This is a genomic window from Methylophaga sp. UBA5088 (assembly GCF_002414625.1).
In the GTDB taxonomy this organism is placed as follows: domain Bacteria; phylum Pseudomonadota; class Gammaproteobacteria; order Nitrosococcales; family Methylophagaceae; genus Methylophaga; species Methylophaga marina.
The window spans coordinates 1-356 of record NZ_DIAC01000067.1; the positions used below are offsets into that span (position 1 = coordinate 1).

Annotated in this window: 1 protein-coding gene; it reads left to right on the plus strand. The window is 47.5% G+C overall.

Annotated elements, in window-relative coordinates; genetic code table 11:
* Window positions 1–356, plus strand: a 356-nt coding sequence (locus B4K20_RS08515; RefSeq protein ID WP_289282571.1) for a metal ABC transporter ATP-binding protein, incomplete at both ends; no start/stop codon positions are given.

Below are 356 nucleotides of genomic sequence, written 5' to 3' on the forward strand. Positions count from 1 at the left end.
AGTCTGACAGCTATTACTGGGCCTAATGGTGCTGGCAAATCCACGTTATTAAAAACGATTATGGGCGAACTTAGCCCTTCTCAAGGCTCACTTGAACGACACAATATCCCGGTTCGAAGCATCGGTTACTTAGCACAGGCGGCGGATATTGACCGTCAATTTCCAATCACGGTCTATGAAACCGTCTTGCTCGGCTTATGGAAACAAGTCGGTCCTTTTGGAGGTATATCGTCAGATTTAGCCCATAAAGCCAAGGAGGCTTTAGTCACTGTCGGCTTGAAAGACTTTGAACGACAACCAATCAGTATGCTGTCTGCCGGACAATTTCAACGCGTCCTTTTTGCCCGGCTGCTACT